Consider the following 20,732-nt stretch of genomic DNA (forward strand, 5'->3'; position numbering starts at 1 on the left):
AGCTGATAGTTACTTGGCCAATAGCCAGGTCTGCAGCTCACCCAATTGCGTGACCCGAATCTCTGGTTGACTCTCATCAACGATTAGGTGTTCCGAGTCGAAGAGGGCACCAGCCATTCCCGCCCGGTGGCCCGCTTGCACATCTAAGTTCCGGTCACCAATCATGATGGCCGTTTGCGGGTCAACGTCATATTGCCGACATAGCGCTTGCAGGCTAGTGGGGTCCGGCTTCCGTGGATACTGATCTGCCGCTGTCACGGCCCCCGTGAAGGCCGCCTTCAACCCTAACTCGGCCAACCGATCCAACGCCTTGGCATCCCGGTGCGTCACTAAAAAGTGATGCCCGCCCTGGTGACCCACGGCGGTTAACAATTCCGCGGCTCCGGCAAACGCCTGGGCTTGTGCCAGCTTAGGGGCAGCGGCGAGCTGGTAGAGCTTGGCCAGTCGCTCCTTTCCCAGGCTAAACTCCGCTGAGAACCGCTGCAGGGCGGTCCCCAGACTATGTTGCCGCATGGTCTTGTAAATTTCTACCGTATCGATCTCAAAATCGTTGACCCCATCATCTACCAGGGCCTCGCTGAACGCGGCGACCATCCCCGGATAAGTATTGACCAAAGTCCCGTCAAAATCCCAAAATAAATTCTGATAACGCATGATCTGGGCTACCTCCTCAAAAAAACGGCCAGCAGGAACACTGGTCGTTTCGATTATCGTTTAAAGTTGATCCGTATCGAACCAAATCGTTACCGGTCCGTCGTTGGTCAGTGCGACTTGCATGTCCGCACCAAAGACGCCCGTCTCCACGGGAATCCCCGTAGCCGCTAGCTTAGTGTTGAACTCGTCGTATAGCTGATGCGCGTGGTCGGGATCTCCCGCCCCCACGAAGCTGGGCCGGTTGCCCTTCTTGGTGTTGGCGTATAGCGTAAACTGGGAGACCGACAGAACGCTGCCCTGGACATCGGCGATGCTCAGGTTCATCTTGCCCGCCGCATCACTGAAGACCCGCAACCGACTGATCTTGCGCACCAGGTAGTCCACCTGTTCGCTGGTATCACTATCCTCGGCACCCACCAATAGGCAGAAGCCCGGGCCAATCTGACCCTGGACCTGACCATCGATGGTCACACTGGCTTGGGTGACCCGTTGCAGTAAAATTCGCATCTCGTGTCCTCCTAACGGAACGGGCGCTTAACCACGTAAACGTCCGGTACGTTCTTGATATTATCCATGACCCGTTGCAGCTCCCACTTGTTACGGATTCCCAGGCTCACCGAGATGATGACCATCTTATTATGGTCGACCTTCCCGTTGATCGATGTCAGATCCTTGGTGGAGTTGTTGATCATTCGCAAGACCTCGTTTAGCAGGCCGTTCCGGTTGTAACCTTGAACTTCAATGTTGGCGTTGTAATTGGTCCGGTTCCCGTGTTCGTCGCCCCACTTGACGGAGACGATTCGTTCGCCGTTCTCTTCAGCGTGGCGAACGTTGGGACAATCCGTCCGGTGCACGGAAACTCCCCGGCCCTTGGTGATGTACCCCACAATGGGGTCTCCCGGTACCGGTGAACAACAGTGACTCAGCCGGACCAACAGGTTATCGACGCCTTCGATCACGACGCCATCCGGTTGCTTCTTCCGGTCCTTTTTGTCCGTATCCCCATCGTTCTTGATGGTCTGGTGCTCTTCCAACAGCTCGCGTTCTTCTTGGCGGCGGCGTTCGTCCTCAGCGGCTTGTCGCTGATCTTCCGTCAGACGGTTAACCACCCCGCGGGGCTGCAGATCACCGAACCCAATGGCGGCCATCAGGTCATCGACTTGCTGGTAATGCAGCTTAGCCGTGACCTTATCCAGGTTCTCCTTGGTCAGGGTCGCTTTAGGATCATAACCCAAATCACGAACCATCCGCTCGACCATTTCTTCTCCCTGGTCGATGTTTTGTTCCCGATCCCGTTGTCGGAAGAACTGCTTGATCTTATTACGTGCGCGCCGCGTGGAAACCAGCTTCAACCAATCCCGACTAGGACCTGCCGAACTACTGGAAGTCCGAATGTCCACGATGTCTCCATTCTTGATCTCGTAATCCAGCGGCACGATTTTACCGTTGATGGTCGCGCCCGTGGTGTGGTGCCCGACCTCCGTGTGGATCGCGTAGGCCATATCTAACGGACCAGCCCCCTTGGGCAACTCTAAGACGTCACCTTTGGGCGTGAACGCGTACACGTGGTCCCCGAAGAGCTCACCCTTAACACTGTCCATGAAGTCGGCCGCGTCATCGGTGTCTTCTTGAAGTTCGATGATGTGCTTGAACAGGTTCAGCTTGTCCCCCGTGTTGGTGGCCTGAACCTTATCCTTCACACCTTCCTTGTAAGCCCAATGCGCCGCGACCCCGTATTCTGCCACGGCGTGCATTTCCTTAGTCCGGATCTGAACCTCCAGCGGCTTACCTTCGGGACCAATCACCGTGGTATGTAGCGACTGGTACATGTTGGCCTTAGGCATGGCAATGTAGTCTTTGAACCGGCCCGGCATGGGCTTCCACTGGGAGTGAATCGCTCCCAAAACCGCGTAACAGTCCTTGATGGTGTCCACGATCACCCGAATCGCTAACAGGTCATAAATTTGGCTAAATTGTTTATGTTGGTCCTTCATCTTACGGTAAATCGAGTAAATGTGCTTGGGCCGACCATAAATTTCCGGATTCAGCTTCAAATCCGCGATTGACGTCTGAATGTCCTGGATTGCCGCCGCAATGTAAGACTCCCGCTGGTCCCGCCGTGAGTTCATCAGGTGGACAATGCGGTAATATTGTTGGGGGTTCAGGTACCGCAGCGAAATATCTTCCAGCTCCCACTTAATGGTACTGATCCCCAACCGGTCGGCCAACGGCGCGTAAATTTCCAACGTCTCGTTGGCGATACGCCGTTGCTTATCCGGACGTAAGTGTTGCAACGTCCGCATGTTGTGCAGCCGGTCGGCTAACTTCACAATCATCACCCGGATATCCTTTGACATTGCCAAGAGCAATTTCCGGTGATTTTCCGCCAGCTGTTCCTTATTTGATTTGTACTTGATCTTTCCAAGCTTGGTGACGCCATCGACGATCAAAGCCACGTCGTCGCCAAATAGTTCCCGGACATCCCCCAACGTGACCCCCGTATCCTCCACGATATCGTGCAGGAACCCGGCAGAAACGGTTTCGGGATCCATGTTCAGGTCAGCCAGGATTCCCGCCACCTGAATGGGATGCATAATATAGGGTTGGCCAGACTGCCGGAACTGATCTTGATGGGCAACCGTTGCAAAATGACAGGCTTTGACCACCATTTCAACGTGTTCCGCATTCATATATTGTCCCACTCTGGCAATTACATCTTCAGCCGTCCAAACGCGTTCTTTGGTCATATCGGCCGTCACCACCCTTAGTTTTTAGTTTCTTGTGTTGTGACCATGGTACTTAACCCGGCCGTCAAATATGACAGGCACAGGTACACCAGTGCAAAGTACTGGGTATATCTCGGCAAGAAGGCATACGCCCCTAGCCAGTAACAGACTGGAAAAATCAGGACCCACCATTTAGGCTGCTGCCGACGGGCAATCACCCGTCCCACCGCAATCGCCGCGCCGCCGTTGATCACCAGCAGCAAGATGCCGAAACGAATCACGGCACTCACGGCTAACAGTTGAGCCACTGCCGGGACCACTAGCCCCAAACCGATGCCGACGACCCAATAGGGCCACCCGAGCTTCTTCAAATGATCCATTCTGACCCCCACCTAACTCTCTTTCAAGAATAATTGCAACCATTTTAGCATGTTTTCAGGCTGATTTCACCTGATTTTCAGGATTACTGCAGTTCCCACAAGACCGAGGCCGCCGTTAAGAAATACAGGGGCGCCGTCTCGGTCCGCAAGATACGCGGACCCAAGCCCACCAGGGTCGCACCAGCCGTCTGCGCCAGGGTGACCTCAGCGGGGCTAATCCCCCCCTCGGGCCCGAAGATGGCCAGAACCGTCTGTCCCGGAGTGACCGCTTGCAACGCCGTTTTAAGTGCGCTGTGTTCCCCCTGCTTGGCCGACTCCTCGTAGGCCATGACGGAATGGTCATAGGCCGACTGTAAAACGGCTTGTAGCGTCGGTGCATACGTTACATCCGGTCGGCGTAACCGGTGGGACTGTTCCGCTGCCCCGTGAGCGACCTTGGTCAAACGCGCCAACTTCTTCGCCACTTTATTCCCCTGCCACTTGGCCACTGACCAATCGGCACCGTAGAAGATCACGTGGGCGACCCCCATTTCGGTGGCCTTCTGCGTGATCCATTCCGCCTTCTCCTGCTTAGGTAAGCCGCAGGCAATCGTAATGGCTGCGGGCAACTCAACGGCTGGCGTCGGTACCGCTTGTAGCCGGATGGTCGCCGCTGTGGTATCTGCCGTCAGGAGCTCGCCGTGGAAGAGGTGGGCCTTAGCATCCACGAATTCCGCCGTATCGCCCACTGCCGCGCGTAAGACCACGACCCAGTGGTGGGTAGTTGCCGCATCCAGCGTGACCTGGTCACCATCTTGATGCTTGTGCTCTAAGAAATAGCGTTGCATCCTTACTCATCCTCCGTTGGTTTATGTGCGATCACGCCGCGCCAATCCTTCATCTGTAAGATGTTGTCAATGATGAAACCCTGCTTCTTCTGAGCGGCAACCACCGTCTCTAGTTTATCCGCAATAATCCCCGATGTCAGGAAATAACCCCCGGGCGTCAAGTTTTCCCACGCCTGCGGAACTAACGGAACAATGATCTCAGCCAGGATATTAGCTACGACTAAGTCGACCGGCTGGTGAATCCCGTTCAACAGATCATTGGGCTTAGCCACAACGTCCGCAGCAATTGGATTCAACGCCAAATTGGCCTTTGCAGACCGCACGGCAACGTCATCAAGGTCAAACGCCGTAATCTGGTCAACGCCTAAGAATTTAGCGGCGATGCTTAAGACCCCGGAACCCGTTCCCACGTCGTACATCCGCTCGCCGCCCCGAACCACCATTTCCAAGGCTGTCAGGGAAAGTTGCGTGGTCGGATGGGTCCCCGTCCCGAACGCCATCCCCGGGTCCAGGCGAATCACTTGCTCGCCCGGTTGAACCGGTTGATAGTCTTCCCAGCTAGGGGTCACGGTCAAATGCCGGGTGATCCGGACTGGATGGTAATATTTCTGCCAAGCGGTCGCCCAGCTCTCATCTGCCACCGCTTGGGTGGTCACTTTTCCGGGGGCGGCGTTTAAACCAAAGCTGGCCAGCTCATCGACCCGTTGTTTAATGGTGGGTAAGATTTCCGGTACGAAGACCGTGGCCGGATAGTACGCCGTGACTTCAGCCCCCGTGGTGCGATGCGGGATATCTCCCAGGTCGAGGATCTCATCGGGTCGAGCTTGTAAATGCTGGTAATCCGCCGCGTCATCAATCTTAACGCCACTGGCGCCCGCTTCTTGTAAGATGTTGCTGACCGCTTCTACGGCCTCGTTGGTGGTCAAAACACTGACCTCAGTCCATTGCATCAGTTAAATTCCTCCTTGAACTACAAAAAGCCAGCGACAACTAAGTTTGTCGCCGGCTCACCATTAGCCTATCAAATTATTGTCCCGCGACACTACACTTTTTCAGGATTAGTCGAGTGGTCGGCGTGACGTTGTTCCCGTTCAGCAAGATGTGCTTCTAAATAATCCAGCATATCCGCTTCATTTTGGAAAACCCGTGGATGCTTCTGCTTGTGCAGCCGCAGATCAATCTCGTTGATCCGCTGACGCCCGGTCCACGTGTGACCATAACGAATGATTACCCGATTATTGAGCGAATCATGGCCAAATTTAAAAACGTAGACGCTCTCCGGCGCCATCAACGGTCGAATGTACGACTTCTCATAACGATAATTATGTTGCCGTAAGAATTGTTTGGTTCGACTCAGCATGGTAATCACCTCCTAATTTGCGATAATCCCCGGTAAATCAAGGGTTACAACCACCCGAGATTATCTAAATACTTCTGAATATATCAATGCACAATAATAGAGGATTCCGTCCTCAAATGCAAGTAAAACGTTCGCAAATCAACTTACTGTGTCAACGATTGTCACTTGATTTCATTGCGACGACTATTCATGAAACCACTTACATTATTATAGCATACTTCCCCCAACTTTTTCAGCGCCAATCCTAAGTCCGCTTAAAATAATGATTTTTATTGCGTTTAGGTTGCAATTTCACTCAGAAACGCTAAAAATTAAAGGTAATTACTAAGGGAGGTCCGTACCATGCTCAAAGAGTTCAAAGAGTTTATCGCGCGCGGCAACGTCATGGACCTAGCCGTTGGGGTCATTGTCGGGGCTGCATTCACGGCCATCGTCAAGTCACTGGTCACTAACCTGATCAACCCGCTGCTGGGAGTCTTTGTCGGCAACATCGATTTTTCCAATCTGGTCTTCACCGTGGGAGACGCCCACTTTAAATACGGGGCGTTTATCAATTCCGTCATCAACTTCCTAATCATTGCGTTCGTGGTCTTCCTACTGGTCAAGTTCCTGAACCGACTTGTTCCGAAGAAACCGGAAGAACCCGAAGAAACGCCGGAACCATCCGCGGAAGAACAATACCTTAAAGAAATCGTGACCCTGTTAAAGGACCAAAAGAAATAGCTTTACCGGGACTGACCGCCTCACTGCGACGATCAGTCTTTTTTTATTCGCAACGGTTCCTAAAGAGCGTCCCGCCGGATTCTAGGGATGATGGCGTTATCCCGCACAAAAAAATGCTATACTGAGAACCGTGACCAAAACGACTAACGGTCCGGATGCGCCCAAAAGTTTCATAATCCTTTTAAAGCGAGGTAACCACCATGAAAGAAGAAAAAGCATTCACTGAAACGGACTGGCAGCGGGCTCAAGCCGCAGTCTATAACGAATATGACCGGTTGATCAAGCGGCTTCACGTCGAAGGCGTTGACTACACCATCCTGCAAGCCCGCCGAATCGTTATCTACCAGGACCTCGTTCAGGAGTGGAAGCACAACCTCCCGACCCTGATGACGGACCTGACCGATAATGCGATGGCCGAAACGGTCTTTGAGGACCTCGCTACTGACGGCCAGAGCCACGTCCTAGATCGGTGTGCCAAAAAGATGGAAAAGTGGCCCGACTACATCCCGTCACCACTTACGATTTGGCTAGAACTAGCCGAAGATGCCGACCGTGAAGGCTAACCCCCATAATGAACAAAACGCGCTGACCAAAGTCAGCGCGTTTTTTGGGTCTAATGCCCCGTCCCATAAAGGTTAAGAATCAAGCTCCCCACCAGAATCATGCCGATGCCTAAGACACTGGCCAAGTTGATGGGCGCATGCATGAAGAGGACGGCGACCAGGGTGGTCAACACAATGCCGACCCCACCCCACAACGCATACGCGACACTCATGTTCACGGTCCGTAACGTGAGTGATAGGAAGTAAAAACAAATCGTATAGGCGACCAACGACGTCAGCGTCGGCCCTAGCCGCGTAAACCCGTTCGAGTAGCGTAACATTGTGGTGCCCAAAAGTTCCGTCACAATCGACACCGCTAAATACAAGTATCCCATAATCCAACGACCCCCATCGCGTCGGCTCAGCGACTGTCATGCTTAGTCACTCACCGTGCCGCGTCTTAATGTCATCCCCTAGAATTCTACCACACCGGACCATTCGACGCGACGCTTCCGGCCGGACGACCTACGATTTCTGTGGGACCAACCCCGTCGGCGTCACCTTAAACCACCCGGTCCGAATCTCTTGATGGTAGGTCTTACGCATCATGACCGTGAAGGTGTGGTGATACTCCGGAATCGCAATGTACTGGTAACGCTGCACGTTTTGCTTGAACTGGGCCGGGGACTCCATAAAGTTCTCTTGCCCCACACCGTGGTTGGTAAAAAAGTAGTAGTTGGCTAAGAAGCCCGCATAGTAACTGTCCACATCGCCCGGGTGCGGATCAACTAGTAGCACGCGTCGGTGAGTCAATCGCGTGCTCGGCGAAGCAATCTGTGCTAACTGCACGGGCAGCGTCCCCCGGTTCATCTGGTTGGTGAACTTGGTCCCGTTAATCTCCGAATACATCATGATGATGGCAAAGAAGATCATCAAGAAGCTTCCCATCTGATACGCATTCTTGGTCACAATCGACCGGAAAGATTGCAAGTCACGCTTGGCAAATTCTTGCTCGTAAAACGCGTAGTCGATGGTCCGGGACAGAACCATGGCCCCGATAAACAGTGCCAGAATCACGGTACTGCCCATATACCGTTCGAAGCCATCTAACCGGATAGCCTCCGCATAGGGCATCGATAAAACGTACATCCCAAATAAACTGGCATAATACAGTCCAAAGATGACGTCCACGGCCACTAAGGTCTTTAATAACGGATTCTTCTGATGACTGCGCCACCGAATCAAGATGTAGCTCCCCAGCAACAGAGCATTGATCAGGAGAATCCCCTGGGTCGACAACGACTGACCGTTCACCACTTGTTTTAAGAACTGATGGCCCAGCTTCAGGACCGTCCCGTCCCCTTCGTGTTGTAACTGTTGTCGGTACGCGGCCGCGCTGATCTCGTGTTTGGACACCGTAAACGTGTGCTTCACGTGCCATTCCCACCACAGAAAGGGCACCGCTAAGACCACTAGGGTCCCCGTAAAGCGTCCCCACACACTGGCCCAGCGACGAGGCCAGCGCTGGAAGATCTGCGGACGCGTGGTCCAGAGCATCCCCAAAAAGTAGCTGGCCAGGACCGCCACGAAGAAGGTCGCCGAATTCTTGACCAATAAGAGAACGGCTCCCACCAAAGCCACGTGGCCACACTGGAGCCAAGGCTTCTGGCGATAGACGTAGACCCCGACCAACCCGGCAACCGTCAAAATGGGCAGCACGTAGTCCACTAAGAGGTTGTTCAAGCGGATGTTGATGTTAAACACGTACGAGACGGCAATCGTCAAGCATAATAAGAAGGACGTGAGCGCCCGGGTCCGATCCCGTAGCACCGCAAAGACTGAATACGAAGCTGCCCAGATCAGTAAGAACTGTGCAATCAACATGGCGCCTTCGCTGAACCCGACCCAGTGAACGAACTGCGTGATAAACAACGCTGTTGCGGGCGGATACGACGTGAAGGAGATAATCGTATCGTGAGCGCCAGGCAAGTGTCCCGTAAAGGCCAGAAACTTGACCATGACCGCCCAATGCGAAAAGTTATCATAGTGGACGAGTGGACTATGGCCCAAGACCTGAAGCATGACCAGTCCTAGACCGACCATCCACCCATCAAAGAGGTGCAGGCCTTCAAAAGGTAACGCGCCTTTGCCCCAGAAGCCTAGCAGCCACCAGTACAGTAACAGTGCGATACCCAAAAGCGTGATGACCCAAATCCCCGGATTCAGCCACCCCACCATCGCAAAACCATACAATAAGATGATCTGTACCAAAAACACCGTGATCCAAGACAGGTAAGGACTCACGCCTAAGCGTCGAACCGTGGCGTTATACCCCAGAACGCCTAAGCTATAACCCCCTAATCCTAAAACCCATGTCATATTGTTCCCCTTACTTCCTAACGTTGCCGCAACAATCGTTGTGGTGTAACCCGATACAGTCCTGTGATGACCCGTTGATGGTAAACCTTCTGGGTCAAGACCGTAAACGTGCGGTGAAATTCCGGAATCACCACGTAATCATACTGTTGCACGATTTGGCGGAAGGCCGCCGGCGAGACCATAAAGTTCTCCTGACCGACCGCCCGATCCGTGAAGTAGTAGTACCGTGCCGCGTAACCGGCATAGTAGTCGTTCACGTCCGTAGCGTGTGGATCGACCACCAACACCTTTTGATGATTCAAGTGCGTCCACGGCCGCGAACACCGCTGGAGTTGGAGCGGTAAAGTCTGCTGGTTCATGCGGTTCGTAAAGTTCGTCCCCGTGATTTCTGAATACATCAACGTAATCGCAAAGAAGCCCGCGACCAACGTGCTCAACTGGTACGCATTCTTCGACATGATCGTGGCAAACGACCGTGAATTTCGTTTCTCAAAGTTCTGTTCGTAAAATGTCGCGTCTAAGACCCGGACAAACACCATGGCGCCCAGATAAAGGCCCAAGATCACGACACTGCCCATGTACCGCTCAAACCCATCCAATAAAATGGCTTCCGCGTAGGGCATGGACAAGACATACATCCCCAACAAACTCAGGTAATACAGGCCAAACATCCCGTCTAACCACGCCGCCGTCTTCAGCAACGGGTTCCGTCGGCGGTTGCCCAGACGAATCACGATCCAAGCCCCCACTAACAAAAGGTTGAGTAACAGAATGCCCTGGGTCGATAACGACTGGGGGTTTAAAATCTGTTCCCCAAATTTACGGGCAATCTTAAGTATGGTCGCTGGACTCTCACTGGTCAGCTGGTGTCGGTAGGCCTGCGCACTAATCTCGTGTTTCGAGACGGTGAACGTGGCGTGGACGTGCCACTGCCAGAGCAGAAACGGCAGACTCGCCACCCCCATCGTTCCCGCAAACCGTAGCAGGTTGCCGGGCAAGGCCCACCCTGTCCGGTTGGTCTTCAACAGGGTGACCAGAAAGGCCCCCGCGATAACCACCACAAAGAACGTCGCCGAATTTTTCACCAACAATAACGCCGCACTGAACACCGCCACGTGACCGCACAGCAGCCATGTCCGCGTCCGGTAAGCGAAGATTCCCGCGACGTTAAGATGGGCAACACGTAGTCCACTAACAAGTTATTGAGCCGAATCGCCACGTTAAACACCAGTGAGCCCGCAATCGTGAAACACAGGATCATGGCCGTCAGCGCGCGCGTCCGGTCACGAAGTACCGCGAATACAGCGTAAGCGGCCGCCCAGATCAATAGGAACTGGGCCACCAACATCGCCCCTTCGCTGAACCCGATCCAGGTGACGAACTGGGTGATAAACAGTGCCGTGGCGGGCGGATACGAGGTAAACGAGATTAGATGATCGGTCGCCGCCGGTAAGTGGCCACTAAAGACTAAAAACTTGACCATGACCGCCCAGTGCGAAAAGTTATCGTAGTGGACCAAGGGACTGCGAGCCAGGACCTCTACCATGGCACCGCCTAAGCCTAACATCCAAAAGTCAAACAGGTGAATGCCTTCAAAGGGTAAGCTGCCGCGGTGAAACAGGCCCAAGACCTGCCAAGTTCCCCATAGAACCACGCCGAGTCCCGTCACGCCATAAATACCTAATCGCAACTGCCCCAGCATGGCCGCACCATACAGCAAGAGAATCTGCAACAACATGGCGGTAATCCACCGTAAATAAGGACTCACGCCAAGTCGCCGTAGCGAGCCCGTGTAGCCCAATAGACCGATTAAATAACTTGCGCCACCCAACCAAGCTGCCGTCATCCTCATCTCCTTACTTCCTGGCCTTGAGCCTGTGCAGCTAGACCCGGTTGAACCAGCGACTCAGCCGCCGTTCGTAGGCCTGAGTCCGCACGACCAGGTTCATGTATAATTCATCAAATGGTGTAATCCACGCATCTTGAACTTGGGGCAACGTCTGGTTCGCCCCGTCATAGATCAATTGCAGGTAATTGTCCCGGTTATGGTCGGGGGCTACGGCGACCTGCGCACTATAAATCGGTTGCTGTCCCCGGTGCGCGATTCTCGCGACCGTTCCGGTCAACGTGATTCAACTTCGCCGGCGCCGTAGCCGAATCTCAACGGCGTCACCCGTTGCCAGCGGCATGTCTCCGGTGTCGGTGAAGGTAAAGGCCACGCCCCCTTCCGACACATCGGTAGTCTCCAAGGGGTGCCAGTCCCGGCCACCAGCCAGCTTGACCTTGCCGTCGACCGTTCGAATAAAGCGCTCGTTCTTCCGGTACACATGGCGGCCCATGGCGATGAACAGACACATACTCAGGTTGATAAAGTGCATCAAGAGCCAGAAGGTAATCACGCTTCCCACCAAGATCTCCGAACCGTACTTACCATAGTTGAATTTCACAATAGCAATCAACGTCACGGCCCATAACACAAAGTAGGGAATAATATATAGCTTATCCTTAAGCGAAAAAGTCACATTCTTAGACGTCACCTTAAACTTCTTAGTCTTGATCCCAATCGTTTCCATAATTACCGGAATAAACAGGTACGGCGCAAAGAACGTCTCTTGGACTTCCCCCCACCGTTCATTACGAATCATACCTTCCCGATCACCGCGGCCCGATGTGTCCCCCATCACATAGTGCAGGAGGAAGTACCCCGGAGCCCAGACGATCATCAAGATCCAGAAGTTCGCGTTGACCACTTGAATCTTCCATAGGGCATAGAGAATCGGTGCAATGATATAAATAATTCGGCGGAAAAAGGCCCACCAGTAAAAGTAAGTGTTGATCAGAATCAGACGGTTCATCCACGACAGCTTCGGATTCCAGAAGATGTGGAGGTTCCGGCAACTCTGAATAACGCCCCGCGCCCAACGGGTCCGCTGCTTAATGACCCCCTTTAGGTCAATGGGGGTAATCCCACTGGACTGCAGAACCTTAGTCGCCAGACTAATATACCCGGCCATGTTCAACTCGGTCCCCAGTTCAAAGTCTTCAGTGATGGTATCCGTGGGAAAGCCGCCCACCTCATCGACCGCCTGACGCAAGAAGACCGCGTTTGACCCAGTAAACAAAGCCCGCTTATTCCCCCCATTTAGGACGTTCACGTCCCGTGAGAAGAAGTCCTGTTCGTTGGGGACGATTCTTTCGGAGAACAGATTGAACTGAAAGATGTCGGCATTGTAAAAGCTTTGTGGCGTCTGTACAAAGCCCAGGGGTTCCGTGTGGTCTGGATCGTCCTGTAAGGCTTGAAAGTTCTGCTGGAACAGGGGCACGGTCTGGTTGAGAAAGCCCGAAAAGGGAATCATATCCGTATCAAAGATCACGAATAACGGGGAATGCAACTGCTCTAGGGCGTGATTGATGTTCCCCGCCTTGGCCTGCTTATTATCCGTCATACCAATGTACCCGACGTGATAGTAAGCCGTCAGGGCTTGCACCTCTGGCCGATTGCCGTCATCGGCCACCACGATGTGCAACTGCTTACGGTTAGGATACTTGATGTAGGTCGCCGCGTTGATGGTCTTGCGCAACAACTCGACGTCTTCGTTATGCGTCACGATGATTAGATCGACGTCTGGCAAGGGTTGCCGGGCATCGTAGTCGGGAATCTCTAAGTCCTGTTTCTTACGGGTGGCTAACATGCGGAAGAAAATCAGCATAAAGCCCGTAAAGTTCGAGACGATTTCACTCAGCACCAACAGCAACGCGAAGATCAGCGTAAATAAGTGGGCGTGCCAGGGAATCGTAAAGAATACCCGCCATAGGAGGTAAATCACGGATAAGATAATGGCTAAAACGTTTAAAACCCGTCGCTTATTTGACATGGGATCGCCTCTTGAAAATAAAGTTCTTTTGCAAATAATAGCTGAGCAGGAATAAGCAGAAGTCCCCGACTAACTTGGCAACGGTCGGCGTCAACGCGCTCTGCCAAACGATACTTAAGAGTTCGGTCAACCCGTGGGTCAGATAACCCGAGGCCAGGGTCTGAAGAACCAGCAACAGACCATACTTCCACAACGTACGTTCCCCGGCATTCTCGAAGACCACGTGGCGGTTGATCTGGTAATTCACAACGGCCGAAGCTAACCGGGCGAGAACGGTCGCCCCCATGATCACCGCCAACGACTGTTGTTGGCCTAATAGCAACATGAACAGGCTGAACAACCCGATATCAATCACGAAAGACGCCAAGCCACTAGCCGCAAACTTAAAAAAGCGGGCGTAGATAGCCAGCGAGTCTCGAACCACCCGAAAATGCGACGAGGCGTTGCCGTCAAGGTAAATGGTGGGAATCGGCTGTTCGCTAATGGTCACGTGATGCTTCTTAGCCTCGAGTAACATGTCGAATTCAAACTCAAAGCGCTCACCAGGAAACGTCAGTGCAGTGGTCAGGTAAGTCCAGGGAATCACCCGGAGTCCCGTCTGCGTATCACTAATCGTCTGATGGGTTAATACACGAACTAGATTATCCGTTAAGATATTCCCAAAACGACTCCGCCAAGGAATGTCTCCCGTAAATTGTCGCGCTCCGATAATCAGGTCATCCGGTCGCTGAGTGGCCAAATGAAGGCACTTCTCAAGGGCTGCCACCGTGTGCTGTCCGTCAGCATCCATGGTCGCAATCCCCGCCAATGCTGGCAAATCGGTCTGCTGAAGGTAATACCGGAACCCCGTCTTGAGAGCCGCGCCCTTCCCCTGATTCTGGGCATGACGAAGTAGGTGCAGCCGGGAATCGTCCAGGTGCTGCAGCTGCTCAAAAATAGCTTGATGCTTCGCGTCGCTGCCATCGTCGACCACGACTATACTGGCCAGTGCTGGCTGCTGGGCCAAAAGTTGGCGCACTAATTGTAAGAGTTGCGCATCCGGATTCAGCGCTGGAATCAAAATACCGAAGTTTAACATAACTGTCCTCTATCCTTTGTCTGATCTCCCCTGAGATCGCTCATCCCCAAATCAGGCAGTGGTGCCTGATTTGGGGATGATTGTTTATCTAATTAACATATTAATTGTTTTAAACCGAATAAACTAGTCGTTTTTAACCACCTATCGTGAAATGGTTAAGTGACTTTCTTCCAAACCGGATACCATTTTCCGGTGAATTATTATCCCCTATAAACGAATTATACGTTCGTTCAACATCTCAGGTGTGATTGGTTCTATCTCACATGCGGTTTCACTAACTCCGGCAGTTTCATCAAAATTAGTATATCGTGTAAGCCATCACAAGCGAGTTCTTCCGTTAAAAACGCATTTAATTCATCAGTCCCTTGAACCATTTTTAGGATAGATTAACAATCAAGAGGTATCCAGTATGGCACTTAAGACCTTAAACCCACGCAAAAAGCGCCGCAGTCCCCAGACCACAGCGCTTACTTCATTCTATCGGACTAACAACACGGGCATTGACGACTGATGGTCCGTAGTGTCTGACCAGTACGCAATCAGCCCCAAGTCTTGGAGATGCGTCATCTGCGCATCTAATTCAGCCGTCGTTAGTGCCAGTTTCTGGGCCAGGTTGACCACGACCCCCGGATGCCGTGCCAGATGAACCAACTCTTTCAATAAGTCATACTCCGCTGCCGTCAGCTGATCACCCGTTCGCTTAAACGCCTCGAAGAAGGTGCTGAGACTGCCGTCCGTCCCCAAAACAAACCCTAACATCATCTTCATCCCCCTCAATGACTACTAATCAAATTTGATAACCCCATTATAAAATAACAGACAAATGACCCCTACCAAAACCATCTCCCCCAAAGGACTTGATTCTGTCACTTGCCCATCCTAAAGGTCAAAAATGGGTTTCCCGCACGACTCGTCGCACGGAAAATCCATTTTCAAGTTTCACTTAAGTCTTAAATTACGCGTGGTGCCGCCGGTGCGCACCCGCGAAGCCCAGTAGCCCCACTAGCGTACTCAATCCAACAGCCAACCACCCGGACTGCTGGTGATCCGCCGTCTGCGGCAAGGTGGTTGCCGTGTTCACTTGCACGCCCGCGGCCTGTGTCGCCTGATGAGTAGTCGTCGCCGCCAGTAACGGCTGGGTTGCGGTTCCTTGCGTCGTGGTCGTCCTCGTTACTTGAGTTTCGCTAGTCGGTGCAGATGTTCGGGACTGCTTAACCACGCGGTCACCATCGCCACTCCGAACTAATTTCGCCTTTGGCGTCATGGCCTGATCAGCCGCACCGGTAGTGACTAACTTCGGTGTCGTGATTGGCGTGCTTGGGTCTGCAGCCGGTGTAACCGGCGCATCCGTCTGAACCTTGTGGGTGACTTCATCCCCGGCCCCACCGTCAGAAGCTACGGAGACGCTCGGTGTCGGGTCGCCAACATCGCCAGCGCCAGCATTCGATTCCGTTGGCGTGGTGGTCGTCCCCGTGGAACCAGTGTCTGGCTTAGTTGGGGTGGTTGTGCCCGTTGATCCGGTATCCGTTCCGGGCTTGGTCGGCGTCGTCCCCGTACCGGTCGAACCTGTATCCGGTTGTTTCCCCGTATTCGGATCGGTGACCGTCACAAGAGCTGTCCGTTGCACAATGTACGGGGTACCCGTGTCATTATAGTCATCGGCAACGCGGTACGTGTAGGTAATCGTTGCCGTTCCCGCCTTGGCGGCCTTGCCGTTCACGATAACACCCGAATTGTCTGGCGTCGCCGTCACGTCACTAACCGCTAACGGTTGATTCTGGTCGTTCAATCCCGCAACAAAGTTATCCGCTGCGTGCCAGTCTTCACCGACTGTTAGCTGGCTGTCCTTAGTCTGCAGGACCTGTCGAACAATAATATAGACGGAAGGCGCAATTGGTTTACCTTGATAGCCACTCGCCACCAAGTCACCCGCAATTTGTAAGTCCTGTCCGTTAGACGTGTAGTTATAAGTCTGAAAGGGTTGGCCGTTGTCGTCTAAGGCTAGGGAATAGCCCAGCTTAGCTAAAGCTTGAGCCAGCGAGTCGCCATCAGCCGTCTTGATATTCTTCCAGTTAACGATAGCCGTTCCACCGTTGAAGAAGACGGGGTCAGAATTAGTCTGGTCGTGGTTCCAATACGGCGAATGGGTATCCGAAAAATCGTTATGGTAAGCAACTTGGTCTAAGCCTACGTCCGGCATGATGTTCTGAACTTCGTCTGGGGCCACCGCATAAGCCCCCGTGGTCGGATCTTGAACAACCGCTTCATACTGCCCTTGGACGTTACGCCGCGGATCAGCATACCGAATCCGTAAGAGGCCACCACCGTTTCCACCGAGGCTGTCTCGATCGAGGAGTCGAAATTCGGCGTAACCGTTCGGTGAGAATTGATCAATCTTATTGGCTACAATGGGTAAGGTCACGTCGTAGCTTTGGTTCGGCACTAAGTCACCCGTAAATTCAATTTTATCCACGTCGTCCCAGGTCAACTGACCTGCTTGCACCGCTTGGTCAAAGGCTTGCGCCGTATACGGGTGGGTCCCAAGATAGTAATGCGTGGTAATCCCTGGTCCGACTTGGGCAGCAATATCGGTCGCGGTCATGCTCTGGTCAATGGTGACGTCAGAAGTCGGCGTATAGAACTTAACGCTGTTGGGTAACGAGAGGTCAATCGTCGAATACCCGCTCTTATAAGGTAACGACGACGCCATATGAACGTGAACGTGTAACGTCACATCCGTGGCCTGCGGGTCAACGATGGCTTGAATTCCATCATCCACATCGTTATCCGTCGACAGAGACGTACTGGTTCCCTGGGCATTCTTGGCCGTCAAGTAAGCCGAAGCAATCGCGTAAGAATTCCCCCGTTCGTCTTCAAAATGCCCATCTGGATGGTTCGTAATGGCTTGAATTGGCGCAACCGGTGCGTTGGGATCGATGGTCTTGCCGGGCGTCTGTGATGGCGTTGGGTCTGGAATCACATAGTTAGACGCATCATCCGTAATGGGCTTGCCAATGTACGGATTCGAAGGCATGGGATCGTCATCCATGGGATTGACGGGCGTTGTCTCGGAACTGGCAGCCGACTTAGGCGTTGTGTTCGTCGTAGACGTCGTGGTTGCTGGCTGGTCCGTAGCTTCGGTTGTGGGTTGTACCGAGGATTCGGTAGCGTCGGACTGATCATCCGTTGAATTATCGGATGAGCTAGTCAATGACGCTGATTCAGCCTGCGGCGTTGCGGGCGTCTTCACGACCTGGCCACTCGTTACCTCAGTCGTATTGGCCCCAGACGTTGGCGTGCTATCCGCTTGCGCCGGAACCGCTAATGACAATCCGGCACACAGCGTGGTCACACCAATCGCAGTAAACAGCCACCGCTTCCCAGCCTTATAGCTTTTGTAGTGAACTTTCGTCTCAAACATACCACTCATCCTCCAATTCATTTATTTTAGTGTGTAACCTTTTATCCCCTTATTCGCCTCCATTATAGTTCCTAGCATTAATAAGTCAATGTGAAATTTACAACTATGATTTATTTTCGGGTAACCATTTGTGAATACAAATTATCATTAGTCGCACAATTCCCGCAAAATCAGCCAATTAAGCTTATTAGTCTTAATGCTTGCTTGTGAATAACATTTAATTACTTTTTAAATTAGCCACTTTCAATATTCTGTTTCCTTAAAAGCAAGGCCACTATCCCCTTCCGATTAGAGCTTACTATTCGGCTCGCACCGTCACTTCATCCAAACCGTAACAAGTCTTTTTATCCTTAACGAGATGTGAATGAGCATTTCGATAGACAGTACATTCAATATATGAAATAATGACGTTAACAAATAACTTATAGGAGGTTTTGACAATGAGTCTCAACGACAAGATTGACAGCACTAAGGACCAGGTTAGCGGTAAGGCCAAGGAATTAGAAGGTAAGGCAACCAACGATAAGTTACGCGAGGCTGAAGGTAAAGGACAAGCCGCCTGGGGGAAAGCTAAGGATAAATTCTCCGAGTTAAAGGACGCCGCTAAAGATACCGCCGATGACGTTAAGCGCAAATTAGAAGAAGAGAAAACCCGAGAATAAACTGTGGGGGTGGCCATTGGTCGCCCCCTTTTTTAATTGGGACCAATGGTTGCCCTTTAGACTTTCTTGGGGGCTTTATACGGCTTATGTGGGAAGAATGTGGGAAAATACGCAAAAAAGGCCCGATTTTGGATGGTAACCTACCACCTGAAATCGGGCCTAAACGCTGATATGACACTATTTATCTACTTAGTTTCATCCTCGTCAGTCTTCAAAACTGCCATGAAGGCTTCTTGGGGAATGTCAACCTTCCCCACAGCCTTCATCCGCTTTTTCCCGACTTTTTGCTTTTCCAGCAGCTTCATCCGCCGAGTACGGTCACCACCGTACAGGTGGGCCGTCACGTCCTTCCGGTAAGCCTTGATGGTGGTTCGGGCAATTACCTTCGCCCCAATCGCCGCTTGAACCGGAATTTCGAAGTTTTGCCGTGGAATGATGCCCTTTAACCGCGTTGCAATCTCACGACCTCGTTGTGCCGCAAACGTCCGGTGCGCAATAAAGCTCAACGCATCGACCTTATCGCCGTTCAGCAACAAGTCAATCTTGACCAAGTCCGCTTCCATGTACCCGTTCCGCTCGTAATCCAGCGAGGCGTAACCACGCGTACTCGACTTCAACTTATCAAAGAAGTCAAAAATGATTTCTGACAGCGGCATATTGTAGATAATGTTGACCCGGTAATCATCCAGGTACTCCATGGTCAAGAATTGCCCCCGACGGTGCTGGCACAATTCCATGACCGCGCCCACATAATCGTTCGGTGCCATAATCGTAGCCTTCACGATGGGTTCTTCAATCCGCTTGATGGCGGAAGCTTCCGGCATTTCGGCCGGGTTTTCGACTTCCTTCATGGTCCCATCCATCAAGTACGCATGGTAGGTAACCGATGGCGCCGTGGTAATCAAGTCGAGGTTAAATTCCCGCTCAAGTCGTTCTTGGACGACATCCATGTGGAGCATCCCCAAGAACCCACACCGGAACCCAAAGCCTAACGCTTGAGACGATTCGGGTTCAAATTCCAACGCCGCATCATTTAACTTCAGCTTCTCCAAGGCCTCACGCAAGTCGTTTAACTTCGCGTTATCGGTGGGGTATAACCCCGCGTAGACCATCGGGCTCATTTCCCGGTATCCCGGTAGCGCCTTTTCCGCAGGATTATCGGCACTGGTGACCGTATCCCCGACTCGGGTCTCCGTGATGTCCTTGATGCTGGCCGTGATGTAGCCCACGTCCCCAGCAATCAACAGGTCCCGACTAATCGGCTTCGGTGAGTTCACCCCCACCTCAGTCACTTCGTATTCGCTCCCGCTGTTCATCAGCCGGATTTTGTCCCCGGGCTTGACCATGCCTTCCGTGATCCGCACGCTCAAGACCACACCCCGGTAATCGTCATAGACCGAATCAAAGACTAACGCCTTTAGAGGAGCCGTTAAGTCTCCTTGAGGAGCTGGAATCTTATGCACAATCTGTTCCAGTAATTCCGGAATCCCAATGCCTTGCTTGGCACTGGCCAAAACGGCATCCGAAGCGTCCAGACCAATGACGTCTTCAATCTCGCTCTTCACCTTATCTGGATCCGCTGCGGGGAGGTCAATCTTATTGATGACCGGCACGATTTCCAAGTCATCGTCTAGCGCCAGGTAAACGTTAGCCAGCGTCTGGGCCTCCACCCCTTGTGCGGCATCAACGACCAGAATGGCCCCCTCACAAGCTGCCAGGCTTCGTGAGACTTCGTATGAGAAGTCGACGTGACCGGGCGTATCGATCAGGTGAAATTCATAGTCGTGACCATCCTTCGCGTGATAGGTCAGTTCAACCGCGTTCAACTTGATGGTGATGCCCCGTTCACGTTCCAGATCCATGTCGTCCAACACTTGATCTTGCATGTCGCGTTTGGAAATCGTATCCGTTAGTTCCAGAATCCGATCCGCGAGCGTCGACTTTCCGTGGTCAATATGGGCCACAATGGAAAAGTTACGAATATATTTTTGATGTTGCTTTAATTTTTCCAGATCCATGTTGAATTCCTACTTTCCTAAGTACCATGTCCAGACAATTATACCAACCATTCTTGGCAAGTACAAACGCCAACTCATGCAAAAAGC

The 20,732-nt window shown here is 52.5% G+C and carries 20 protein-coding genes; 3 read left to right on the forward strand and 17 right to left on the reverse strand.

Features of this window, described 5'->3' with window-relative positions:
* Positions 1 to 9: 9 nt before the first annotated feature.
* The 7 genes from RIN67_RS07220 to RIN67_RS07250 all read right to left on the reverse strand — a co-directional run bounded on the left by RIN67_RS07220 (position 10) and on the right by RIN67_RS07250 (position 5,947).
* Positions 10 to 654 (reverse strand): HAD-IA family hydrolase, encoded by a 645-nt coding sequence (locus RIN67_RS07220; RefSeq protein ID WP_313825954.1) that lies wholly within the window; start codon positions 652 to 654, stop codon positions 10 to 12.
* Between the two features lie 60 nt (positions 655 to 714).
* Positions 715 to 1,161 (reverse strand): D-aminoacyl-tRNA deacylase, encoded by a 447-nt coding sequence (dtd, locus tag RIN67_RS07225; RefSeq protein ID WP_024746204.1) that lies wholly within the window; start codon positions 1,159 to 1,161, stop codon positions 715 to 717.
* An 11-nt stretch (positions 1,162 to 1,172) separates the two neighbouring features.
* Positions 1,173 to 3,401, reverse strand: coding sequence for a RelA/SpoT family protein (locus tag RIN67_RS07230; protein ID WP_264998894.1), 2,229 nt, complete (start codon positions 3,399 to 3,401; stop codon positions 1,173 to 1,175).
* Between the two features lie 17 nt (positions 3,402 to 3,418).
* The gene (locus RIN67_RS07235) at positions 3,419 to 3,760 is read right to left on the reverse strand and encodes a hypothetical protein (RefSeq protein WP_264998895.1); all 342 of its coding nucleotides are present in this window, start codon (positions 3,758 to 3,760) and stop codon (positions 3,419 to 3,421) included.
* 83 nt (positions 3,761 to 3,843) lie between these two features.
* Positions 3,844 to 4,587 (reverse strand): 16S rRNA (uracil(1498)-N(3))-methyltransferase, encoded by a 744-nt coding sequence (locus RIN67_RS07240; RefSeq protein ID WP_264998896.1) that lies wholly within the window; start codon positions 4,585 to 4,587, stop codon positions 3,844 to 3,846.
* 2 nt (positions 4,588 to 4,589) lie between these two features.
* Positions 4,590 to 5,537, reverse strand: a complete 948-nt coding sequence (prmA, locus tag RIN67_RS07245; RefSeq protein WP_264998897.1) for a 50S ribosomal protein L11 methyltransferase — start codon at positions 5,535 to 5,537, stop codon at positions 4,590 to 4,592.
* A gap of 92 nt (positions 5,538 to 5,629) precedes the next feature.
* Positions 5,630 to 5,947: a hypothetical protein gene (locus RIN67_RS07250; RefSeq protein WP_024746199.1), complete on the reverse strand. Its 318-nt coding sequence runs from the start codon at positions 5,945 to 5,947 to the stop codon at positions 5,630 to 5,632.
* A 342-nt stretch (positions 5,948 to 6,289) separates the two neighbouring features.
* Here RIN67_RS07250 and mscL point away from each other — a divergent pair, with 342 nt between their 5' ends.
* Both mscL and RIN67_RS07260 read left to right on the forward strand, forming a co-directional pair.
* Positions 6,290 to 6,670 (forward strand): large-conductance mechanosensitive channel protein MscL, encoded by a 381-nt coding sequence (gene mscL / locus RIN67_RS07255; RefSeq protein ID WP_024746198.1) that lies wholly within the window; start codon positions 6,290 to 6,292, stop codon positions 6,668 to 6,670.
* 200 nt (positions 6,671 to 6,870) lie between these two features.
* On the forward strand, positions 6,871 to 7,233 hold the full coding sequence (locus tag RIN67_RS07260; RefSeq protein ID WP_024746197.1) for a hypothetical protein: 363 nt from the start codon (positions 6,871 to 6,873) through the stop codon (positions 7,231 to 7,233).
* 50 nt (positions 7,234 to 7,283) lie between these two features.
* Here RIN67_RS07260 and RIN67_RS07265 read toward each other — a convergent pair whose 3' ends face one another.
* The 9 genes from RIN67_RS07265 to RIN67_RS07305 form a co-directional block, all read right to left on the reverse strand.
* Positions 7,284 to 7,607: a DMT family transporter gene (locus RIN67_RS07265; protein WP_024746196.1), complete on the reverse strand. Its 324-nt coding sequence runs from the start codon at positions 7,605 to 7,607 to the stop codon at positions 7,284 to 7,286.
* A 130-nt stretch (positions 7,608 to 7,737) separates the two neighbouring features.
* Positions 7,738 to 9,591 (reverse strand): ABC transporter permease, encoded by a 1,854-nt coding sequence (locus RIN67_RS07270; protein WP_313825953.1) that lies wholly within the window; start codon positions 9,589 to 9,591, stop codon positions 7,738 to 7,740.
* A 17-nt stretch (positions 9,592 to 9,608) separates the two neighbouring features.
* Positions 9,609 to 10,676, reverse strand: coding sequence for a hypothetical protein (locus RIN67_RS07275; RefSeq protein ID WP_313825952.1), 1,068 nt, complete (start codon positions 10,674 to 10,676; stop codon positions 9,609 to 9,611).
* Positions 10,673 to 11,443 (reverse strand): hypothetical protein, encoded by a 771-nt coding sequence (locus RIN67_RS07280; RefSeq protein WP_313825951.1) that lies wholly within the window; start codon positions 11,441 to 11,443, stop codon positions 10,673 to 10,675. The genes RIN67_RS07275 and RIN67_RS07280 overlap by 4 nt, the downstream gene beginning before the upstream one ends.
* 31 nt (positions 11,444 to 11,474) lie before the next feature.
* Positions 11,475 to 11,717 (reverse strand): hypothetical protein, encoded by a 243-nt coding sequence (locus tag RIN67_RS07285; protein ID WP_313825950.1) that lies wholly within the window; start codon positions 11,715 to 11,717, stop codon positions 11,475 to 11,477.
* 6 nt (positions 11,718 to 11,723) lie between these two features.
* Positions 11,724 to 13,466 (reverse strand): glycosyltransferase family 2 protein, encoded by a 1,743-nt coding sequence (locus tag RIN67_RS07290; RefSeq protein ID WP_313825949.1) that lies wholly within the window; start codon positions 13,464 to 13,466, stop codon positions 11,724 to 11,726.
* Positions 13,456 to 14,544: a bifunctional glycosyltransferase family 2/GtrA family protein gene (locus tag RIN67_RS07295; RefSeq protein ID WP_264998900.1), complete on the reverse strand. Its 1,089-nt coding sequence runs from the start codon at positions 14,542 to 14,544 to the stop codon at positions 13,456 to 13,458. Before RIN67_RS07295 ends, RIN67_RS07290 begins: the two co-directional genes overlap by 11 nt.
* Before the next feature lie 477 nt (positions 14,545 to 15,021).
* Entirely contained in the window at positions 15,022 to 15,312 is a 291-nt protein-coding gene (locus RIN67_RS07300; protein ID WP_264998901.1) for a hypothetical protein, read from the reverse strand.
* 187 nt (positions 15,313 to 15,499) lie between these two features.
* Positions 15,500 to 17,965, reverse strand: a complete 2,466-nt coding sequence (locus RIN67_RS07305; RefSeq protein WP_264998902.1) for a bacterial Ig-like domain-containing protein — start codon at positions 17,963 to 17,965, stop codon at positions 15,500 to 15,502.
* A 440-nt stretch (positions 17,966 to 18,405) separates the two neighbouring features.
* Here RIN67_RS07305 and RIN67_RS07310 point away from each other — a divergent pair, with 440 nt between their 5' ends.
* Entirely contained in the window at positions 18,406 to 18,627 is a 222-nt protein-coding gene (locus RIN67_RS07310; protein ID WP_264998903.1) for a CsbD family protein, read from the forward strand.
* A gap of 185 nt (positions 18,628 to 18,812) precedes the next feature.
* Here RIN67_RS07310 and lepA read toward each other — a convergent pair whose 3' ends face one another.
* Positions 18,813 to 20,645, reverse strand: coding sequence for a translation elongation factor 4 (gene lepA / locus RIN67_RS07315; RefSeq protein WP_313825947.1), 1,833 nt, complete (start codon positions 20,643 to 20,645; stop codon positions 18,813 to 18,815).
* Positions 20,646 to 20,732 lie beyond the last annotated feature (87 nt).

This window comes from Levilactobacillus namurensis, assembly GCF_032197885.1.
Taxonomy (GTDB): Bacteria; Bacillota; Bacilli; order Lactobacillales; family Lactobacillaceae; genus Levilactobacillus; species Levilactobacillus namurensis_A.

Bases quoted from the DNA above. Each gene is read 5' to 3' on its own strand.
- RIN67_RS07300 (WP_264998901.1), bottom strand. From the start codon at position 15,312: ATGAAGATGATGTTAGGGTTTGTTTTGGGGACGGACGGCAGTCTCAGC.
- RIN67_RS07305 (WP_264998902.1), bottom strand. From the start codon at position 17,965: ATGTTTGAGACGAAAGTTCACTACAAAAGCTATAAGGCTGGGAAGCGG.
- RIN67_RS07230 (WP_264998894.1), bottom strand. From the start codon at position 3,401: ATGACCAAAGAACGCGTTTGGACGGCTGAAGATGTAATTGCCAGAGTG.
- RIN67_RS07295 (WP_264998900.1), bottom strand. From the start codon at position 14,544: ATGTTAAACTTCGGTATTTTGATTCCAGCGCTGAATCCGGATGCGCAA.
- RIN67_RS07235 (WP_264998895.1), bottom strand. From the start codon at position 3,760: ATGGATCATTTGAAGAAGCTCGGGTGGCCCTATTGGGTCGTCGGCATC.
- lepA (WP_313825947.1), bottom strand. From the start codon at position 20,645: ATGGATCTGGAAAAATTAAAGCAACATCAAAAATATATTCGTAACTTT.
- RIN67_RS07240 (WP_264998896.1), bottom strand. From the start codon at position 4,587: ATGCAACGCTATTTCTTAGAGCACAAGCATCAAGATGGTGACCAGGTC.
- RIN67_RS07260 (WP_024746197.1), top strand. From the start codon at position 6,871: ATGAAAGAAGAAAAAGCATTCACTGAAACGGACTGGCAGCGGGCTCAA.
- RIN67_RS07280 (WP_313825951.1), bottom strand. From the start codon at position 11,443: ATGAGGATGACGGCAGCTTGGTTGGGTGGCGCAAGTTATTTAATCGGT.
- RIN67_RS07290 (WP_313825949.1), bottom strand. From the start codon at position 13,466: ATGTCAAATAAGCGACGGGTTTTAAACGTTTTAGCCATTATCTTATCC.
- RIN67_RS07310 (WP_264998903.1), top strand. From the start codon at position 18,406: ATGAGTCTCAACGACAAGATTGACAGCACTAAGGACCAGGTTAGCGGT.
- mscL (WP_024746198.1), top strand. From the start codon at position 6,290: ATGCTCAAAGAGTTCAAAGAGTTTATCGCGCGCGGCAACGTCATGGAC.
- dtd (WP_024746204.1), bottom strand. From the start codon at position 1,161: ATGCGAATTTTACTGCAACGGGTCACCCAAGCCAGTGTGACCATCGAT.
- prmA (WP_264998897.1), bottom strand. From the start codon at position 5,537: ATGCAATGGACTGAGGTCAGTGTTTTGACCACCAACGAGGCCGTAGAA.
- RIN67_RS07220 (WP_313825954.1), bottom strand. From the start codon at position 654: ATGCGTTATCAGAATTTATTTTGGGATTTTGACGGGACTTTGGTCAAT.
- RIN67_RS07270 (WP_313825953.1), bottom strand. From the start codon at position 9,591: ATGACATGGGTTTTAGGATTAGGGGGTTATAGCTTAGGCGTTCTGGGG.
- RIN67_RS07250 (WP_024746199.1), bottom strand. From the start codon at position 5,947: ATGCTGAGTCGAACCAAACAATTCTTACGGCAACATAATTATCGTTAT.
- RIN67_RS07265 (WP_024746196.1), bottom strand. From the start codon at position 7,607: ATGGGATACTTGTATTTAGCGGTGTCGATTGTGACGGAACTTTTGGGC.